4 protein-coding genes and 1 pseudogene are annotated in these 7,267 nt (G+C 40.8%); 1 reads left to right on the forward strand and 4 read right to left on the reverse strand.

The genetic code is table 11. The annotated features are described in order from the left end of the window. Window positions 1-103: 103 nt before the first annotated feature. From JCM10991_RS10920 to JCM10991_RS16250, 4 genes and pseudogenes are all read right to left on the reverse strand, one after another. Window positions 104-1,495 (reverse strand): amino acid permease, encoded by a 1,392-nt coding sequence (locus JCM10991_RS10920; protein ID WP_025021503.1) that lies wholly within the window; start codon window positions 1,493-1,495, stop codon window positions 104-106. A 100-nt stretch (window positions 1,496-1,595) separates the two neighbouring features. Next, window positions 1,596-2,603 carry an asparaginase gene (locus JCM10991_RS10925; protein WP_025021504.1) on the reverse strand — a complete coding sequence of 336 codons (1,008 nt, stop codon included), beginning with the start codon at window positions 2,601-2,603 and terminating at the stop codon, window positions 1,596-1,598. A 184-nt stretch (window positions 2,604-2,787) separates the two neighbouring features. Then, a complete protein-coding gene (locus JCM10991_RS16500) occupies window positions 2,788-3,192 on the reverse strand; it encodes a topoisomerase C-terminal repeat-containing protein (RefSeq protein WP_369384740.1) in 405 nt (134 codons plus the stop codon). Window positions 3,193-3,534: 342 nt separating this feature from the next. After that, window positions 3,535-5,300 (reverse strand): annotated as a pseudogene (locus tag JCM10991_RS16250) (DNA topoisomerase); the annotation flags it as partial. A 220-nt stretch (window positions 5,301-5,520) separates the two neighbouring features. On the opposite strand from JCM10991_RS16250, the gene ade reads away from it, so the two are divergent. Then, on the forward strand, window positions 5,521-7,254 hold the full coding sequence (gene ade / locus JCM10991_RS13875; RefSeq protein WP_035188905.1) for an adenine deaminase: 1,734 nt from the start codon (window positions 5,521-5,523) through the stop codon (window positions 7,252-7,254). Window positions 7,255-7,267: the final 13 nt, after the last annotated feature.

Raw genomic sequence — 7,267 nt, forward strand, 5'->3', positions numbered from 1 at the left:
AAGGAATTTTTTTACAGGGGGCGCTTTCCTCTCGGTAATAAATTACCGAGTTTCCTCGCGCGCTTACGCGACAAAAACCGTCCTGAGTTCAGGACGGTTTTATTTAATTTTGTTTCATTTCACTCTTGTGGCGGATGAGATAAGCGATAGTCGCAACAATTAAGACCAAAGCCCCGACACTCACAGAAATTCTAGTATCCGGATTGATAAACATAAAGACCACGATTATCACCAACATTGCCATGGCAAAGTAGTTGGAGAAAGGATACAGTGGCAATTTGAATGGATGGTTCTCCATCAATTCTGGACTTTGTTTGCGGAAACGTAATTCGGCTAATAAAATTACAAACCATGGCACCATCCCCGGTAAAACTGAAGATGAAAAGACCAAGACAAACAATTCCGAAGCTGAATTACTAAACTTAGAAGCAAATAAATCCAAGATAAAACCAATTAAAATCCCTCCGGTAATCCCGAGAATGGCCCGATCAGGCACAATATGTTTAGAAATATGACCGAAGAATTTCGGTGCGTCACCATCGTGGGCCAATTTAAAGAGCATCCGACTCGAAGAATATATCCCTGAATTAGCTCCAGATAAAGCCGCAGTTAAAACCACGAAGTTGATAATTGAAGCAGCCGCTGTAATACCGACTTGTGCAAATGTGGAAACAAATGGTGAGCCCACTTCGCTTAGTTGATTCCAAGGGTAAATGGTAACAATCACAAAAATAGCTCCTACATAGAAGATTAGAATTCTAAACAAAACTGATTTGACGGATTTAACTACGGCCTTTTGCGGGTTCGCTACTTCACCAGCTGAAATTCCTAAAAGTTCAATTCCTTCGTAAGAACCCACGACAATTGCCATGGAGAAGATAAATCCCTTAAAACCACCTGTGAAGAAACCGCCGTGAGCCCAAAGGTTACTTACCCCCACTGGATGACCACCATTTCCAAAGCCAAAGAAGATAATTAAAAGTCCCAGAATAATCATCAAAATAATGGTCACCACCTTGATCATGGCAAACCAAAATTCAAGTGCCCCGTAGGCTTTGGCTGAAGCCAAATTAGCTAGCAGTAAGAAAAAAATCACTATCAAACCCACAAACGCCGTGTTGGCATTAGGCCACCAATAGCGTATATATTCAGTGACTGCCACCACTTCAGACATCCCCACGACAATATATTCAAAAACATTGGCCCATTCAGCCAGATAACCAGCTAAAGGATGGACATGTTCGGTTGCATAATCAGCAAAAGAACCAGTCCCAGGGTTAACATATAGCATCTCCCCTAAGGCTCGCATAACAACATACAAAATAACCCCAACAAAAGCATATGACAAAATTACTGAAGGTCCGGTCCACTTAATCGTCGACGTTGATCCCATAAATAATCCAACCCCAATGGCCCCTCCCAGAGAAATCATTTCCATCTGCCCGGCCGTCATGGTTCGGTTTAATGCGGGTGCACCACGTTTTTCTTTACTCATAAATTTCCCTCACTATCAAAAATTCTTTTGATATTTTCTAGTAATATTCATTTTTCTATTTACGGCTTATTATACGCTGATACTTTTAAAAATGTCTATCTTAATTTACTGAAAGCGTAACTTCACCGACCACATTGGTTTCAAAAAATTGGGCGATTTCATCTAAGTCCATTCCTTGACCTAACCCCCACATTAACTTAGTAATAGCACTTTCCGAAGTCATATCATGAGCTGAAATTGCCCCCTGAAGTAAAGCTTCACGTCCTACTTCATACTTGGTCAGATCACTTCTTTCATATAGACATTGACTGGTAGCAATCACCGGAATCCCACGCTTGATTAATTCACCAATTACTGCCACAATATTGCGTCGGATAAAATTCATCCCACCTAGACCGTAGGCTTCGATTACAATCCCACGACAACCATTATCAGCCATAGCAAATAACAAATTAGGATCAAAACCGGGGAAGAGTTTCACCAAAGATACATGGTGGTCCACCTTAGTATTGAGTTTACAATTTAAATTAGGGGCCAACTTTAATTGCGCCTGATCATTAAAAACTAAGCCATCTGATGTAACCTGGGCAACTGGCTGCAAGTTCACACTTTCAAAAGCATCAAAGTTTGTCGTGCGAACCTTAACTGTCCGACACCCCCGCATAACCTTACCATCAAAAGCTAGATAAATACCAGGTTGGCACAAGTCCGCGGCCACAAACGCTAAGCGCAAATTGTCAGGGGCGTCACTTAAAACCACGTTAATTGGCACCTGACTCCCAGTTAAAACGACCGGAATTTCAATATCTTGTAGCATGAAAGACAACATAGAAGCCGTATAAGCCATCGTGTCGGTTCCATGCGAAAGTACAATCCCGTCATAATTGAGGCGATTGTGGTAAATTTCTTGAGCAATTATTTCCCATTCTTCAGGCTGCATATTAGAAGAGTCTATTTGCAAAATATCATGTACTTCAACATCATAAGGAACTTCCCCAATTAATTCTAACATTTGCCTCCCAGATTCTTTAGGCACCAAACCTGTGTTAGAAGCTACCGAAGCAATGGTGCCCCCCGTGGAGATTAATAATAATTTCTTTTTTTTCACTATTGTTTTCCTGCTTTCATTTTTACATTTATTTTAGAACTTTTTTTTCAAAAAATCATCTTCAGCACGTCACACATTTTTCATATTTTTCTCCTATGATAAAAACATAAGCTAATAACACAAATAACTTTTTTCATAATACTTCTCCCTATAGCCCACTGAAATCCAAATTTCAGTGGGCTTTTTAATTTTCAAACCGAAAAGTTGTACGCCCTTGGTTCTCATCAAAAATCAAACGTGCCCTAAATAACTGGTGTTTTTTACCAGTAAATTCTTTTACTTCAGTTTGTCCTTGGTTCAACATAGCTTGCATATCCGCCATCGTAATTTTAGTTCCTAACATGGTCTTAAAAACCTTAAACGGGCAGCCACTTTCTTGCCAATGACCACTTTGGTCACGTTGAACTCGATGATTTTGACAGACATATTGTTTATCGGATTCTAAAATTTTACCGCCATCAAGCGGACAGATACCAATTTCTTTGGCCAGTATTTGTTTACGCGGTTTAAATTCAAAGTCGATTTTCTTTTCCGCCAAATTCAAAGTGAACCGGGCTTGGAAGTTACGACGCTTCTTAGGAGAATACATTTTTAAAAAGCTTGATTTACCGGTGTTAATTAAACTTAGAACTTCATGTGGTTGTAATTCATTACCTTTTAACCAAGATGGATACCGGCCTAAATAGAAATTACATCCTGCCTCCTGACCATAATTCCTACATTTATAGGCATGACCATCTTGTTGAATTTGCCCCCCACATAAAGGACAGCTCGCAATTACTTGGGCTGGCTCTTCCTGCCGGAAGCTCTCCGTTTGGCTACCGATAATTTGGGCAACAATCGCACTTGCTTCTTTTTTAGCTATTTCAGAAAAATCGCTCAATGATAAGTTTCCTGAGGATACTTCTGCTAATTTTTCCTCCCATTGGGCAGTTAAGTCGACCTTAACCAAAGGATTATCTTTTAAAAGATCAATAATACGATTACCACTATCAGTAAGCTTGATAATACGACTTTTTTTGTCAATAGTCCAGTAGCCTAGTTGCTCATTTTTATCAATCAAAATTTGACGGGTTGCTGCGGTACCTATACCGTGATCTTTCAAAGCTTGGCGCAATTTAGCCTTACTGGTTAATCGACCCGCATTTTCCATGGCCTTCAACAAGGTTGCTGTCGTATACGGTTTGGGAGGGGTAGTCTGCTTTTCTTCTAATTCAGTCTTAGTAACTGGTAAAACCATCCCTGGAACAAGGAGGGCAGTTGCTGATAATTACCCTTGAAATTAGGAATATACGCAGTCCATCCTGAATCTACTAAACTATTAGCTTGAGCTAAAAAGCGGTAATCTTGAACTTTTAAAATAATTTTTTCTTGACGGTGCTTTTCTGGTGGTAAAACTGATAATAACAATCTAAATGCAATGGCTGAAACCACTAATTGTTCAACATGATTTAGTTTCTCATAGTCAAATTCTTTCCCCGTAAAAGTCAAGCAATCGTGGCCGGTCTTTTGGCTTAACGGTTTCACATAGTAACGATTTTGCGCCAATTTAGTAACCATGGCCGGGGTAATTTCTAACTGTCGCAACCTTTCATTGAGAGCAGGAACCTTTTGAGCTACGGCAAGGATTTGTTCTAAATTTTCAGCCCTCTGAGGTGTCATTTCACGCCCCGCCGTTCGTGGATAAGTGGTAATTTTACGTTCGTAAAGGTGCTGCAAAGCCGCCGTCACACTTTGGCCACTACAACGATAAGTGGGACTAGAAAGGTAAGCTATCAGATCCGAAGTATTAAAATACTTCGGACTCCGCCGTAACGCTATTTTTCCCTTTCCTTGACTAGATTCCGTCACAACAGCGGGACCAGGTCTTACCTGCTTTTCAACATCTTGAGCCGCTTCAAAATCCGTAAAATTAAGCAGTTTTTCTGCTTTAGCTTGAATCAAACGAGTAGTTAATTCCTGACCGTTACCTAACCCCGCCATGAGCTTTAGTTGCCAATAAGGATGACTTTGGAAATTAGCAATTTCGCGGTTTCTTTGCGCCACAATAGCTAAGATTGCTGTCATCCCCCGCCCAATATGAATAGCGGGACGCGCTTTAAATTCTAGGGTAAAGGCCCGCGAACCATTAATTCCTAAAAGCCAGTCCATAATCCCCCGCCCCATCGCTTCATGACCAAAGTTGACATATTCAGGATCCTTATTATCCAAAGGATTACGCAGGTATTGGACAGACGTTTCCACCTGCATATCACCAACCCAGAGACGTTTTTGCGGTAACTTTTGAACCTTTTTAGACATTAATAACATAAATTTATCGAAAATTGACTGTCCTTCACGGTCCGGATCACAACCATTAACGACCACCGCATAACGCCCTGAGGATAATTGTTTTTTGGCTTCTTGGAAATATTGATAGCCCCGTTTTTTATATTGGGCCGTGCGTCGATCATCCCCTTTTTGAGGTTTAATGGGTGTATATTCAAATTTTTCTGGTAATAAAGGTAAGTCTTCTAAGGACCATTTTTTCCAGGCGGGATTGATTTGGTCAGGCTCTTTTAACCCGACGACATTACCTTGGAACTGTAAAACTTCATAGTCAAAGGGAAATGTCTGGCCATATTGGTGGATGGCCTGACGATAAACATCAGCAAGTGACTTTTTTTCCGCAATAATCAGAGCCTTGGGTTTGGTCATTATCTTAACCTCTTTTCGTAAAATTTCTTATCGTTATTGTACCGCAATTTAATTCAATCAATAAAAAACATCATTATTCGTTTTTAAGTTTGATAATTTTCTCTAAAAGGTCAATTTAAACTTGATTTAGTCATATTATGCGGTTAAAATAGACAAAATAACTTAAAAAGCGGATTAAATCCGATTAAAAGCGAACATTTAACGCAGAAAGGAAAATTATATGAATACTAACCAACTAACCCACTTGATTTCCGTCGCCAATGGTCGCCAAAAAGCCGATCTCCTCTTGAAAAACACCCGCATGGTCGACGTTTATCAAGGCAAAATCATTCAAACTGATGTCGCCCTTGTTGATGGTAAAATTGCTGGTTTTGGCAGTGACTATCAAGCTAAAAAAGTTCATGATTTAGCCGGCCAATACCTTGTACCAGGTTTAATTGAAAGTCATATTCATATTGAATCTTCCTATGTTTCACCTGCTGAATTTGGTCGTATTTTTCTTCCCCATGGCACCACTACTATCATGGCTGACCCCCATGAAATCGTCAATGTTGCAGGTTTAGAAGGCCTAAAATACATGTGTGCGGATGCTCAAAATACCGCCTTAGATATTCATTACCTTATGCCTTCTTGCGTACCTGCAACCCCCTTAGAAAGTTCAGGTGCCAATTTAACCGCTACCGATATCGAACCTTATCTACAAGCTGGTAAAGTCGATGGTTTGGCAGAATTCATGGACTTTAAAGGCGTTATTTCCGCGCGGTCAGATGTTATCGCAAAACTGCTCGCTGCTCAAAAAAGCGGTAAACGCATTGATGGTCATGCACCAAAAATTTTCGGTAAGGACCTAAATGCTTATGTGGCTGCCGGAATTTTAAATGACCACGAATGTTCTACGATTGCAGAAATGCACGATCGTATTTCCCGAGGTATGTACGTTATGCTCCGTGAAGGTACCGTTTGTCACGATCTACCCACTCTTCTGAAAGGTGTCACTGCTACCAATAGTCGCCGGTGCGTGCTTGCGGGAGATGATGTTCAAGCAAAAACAGTCCTCACTAAAGGTCACCTAGACCATAATATTCGCCTGGCAATCAAGAACGGGCTTACACCAATCACAGCAATTCAAATGGCAACCTTAAATTCTGCTGAAATGTGTGGGTTAGATGACCGTGGGGCCATCGCCCCAGGTAAGCGCGCCGACTTGCTAGTGGTCTCAGATTTAGAAAATTTTAAGGTAGAGGAAGTTTTTGTCAAGGGGCAATTAACTGCGCGAGCTGGTCACTATCTACCTAAAACCAAACATGCCTCCATTCAAAAAGTTTCCGCCACAATGAAAATTGCAAACTTCACTTCGGATAAACTCAAGCTTAAATTAAAACAAAATAAAGTGCGTGCCATTGAAATTATCCCTGGCGAGGTTTTGACTAACGAAGCTCATGTCGAGGTACAAACTGATGCTGAGGGGGATTTTGTTTACCAAGCTGACCAAGATCTCACCAAAATTGCTGTCGTAGAGCGCCACCACCAAACAGGTCATGTTTTCACAGGTTTACTTAAAGGCTATGGCATTCGGGCTGGTGCTATCGCAATTTCAATTGGGCATGATTCTCATAACGTGATTGTAACCGGGACTAATGATGCCGACATGGCTTGTGCTGTGCAAAACCTCCAGATACAAAAAGGAGGTATTACCCTAGTCAAAGATGGCCAAGTCATTGCGTCCATGCCACTTCCAATTGCGGGTTTGATGAGTAATTTATCCGCCCCAGAAGTTATCGCCCAACAAGACTTAGTTGACCAAGTAGCCCATGAAGAGCTCGGCATTCCTGCCGAAATCAATCCAATTATGACTTTAAGTTTCATGCCTTTAGCTGTAATTCCTAGTCTCAAAATTACTGACCAAGGCTTAGTAGATGTTAATCAACTTGAATTTGTGCCTCTCGAGGTCTAAAATTAAAGAAAAC

Origin of the sequence: Ligilactobacillus equi DSM 15833 = JCM 10991 (assembly GCF_000615765.1) — a bacterium.
GTDB lineage: Bacteria > Bacillota > Bacilli > Lactobacillales > Lactobacillaceae > Ligilactobacillus > Ligilactobacillus equi.

Excerpts from the sequence above, each read along its gene's own strand:
- JCM10991_RS10920 (WP_025021503.1), bottom strand. The coding sequence starts at position 1,495 with ATGAGTAAAGAAAAACGTGGTGCACCCGCATTAAACCGAACCATGACG.
- JCM10991_RS16500 (WP_369384740.1), bottom strand. The coding sequence starts at position 3,192 with ATGTATTCTCCTAAGAAGCGTCGTAACTTCCAAGCCCGGTTCACTTTG.
- ade (WP_035188905.1), top strand. The coding sequence starts at position 5,521 with ATGAATACTAACCAACTAACCCACTTGATTTCCGTCGCCAATGGTCGC.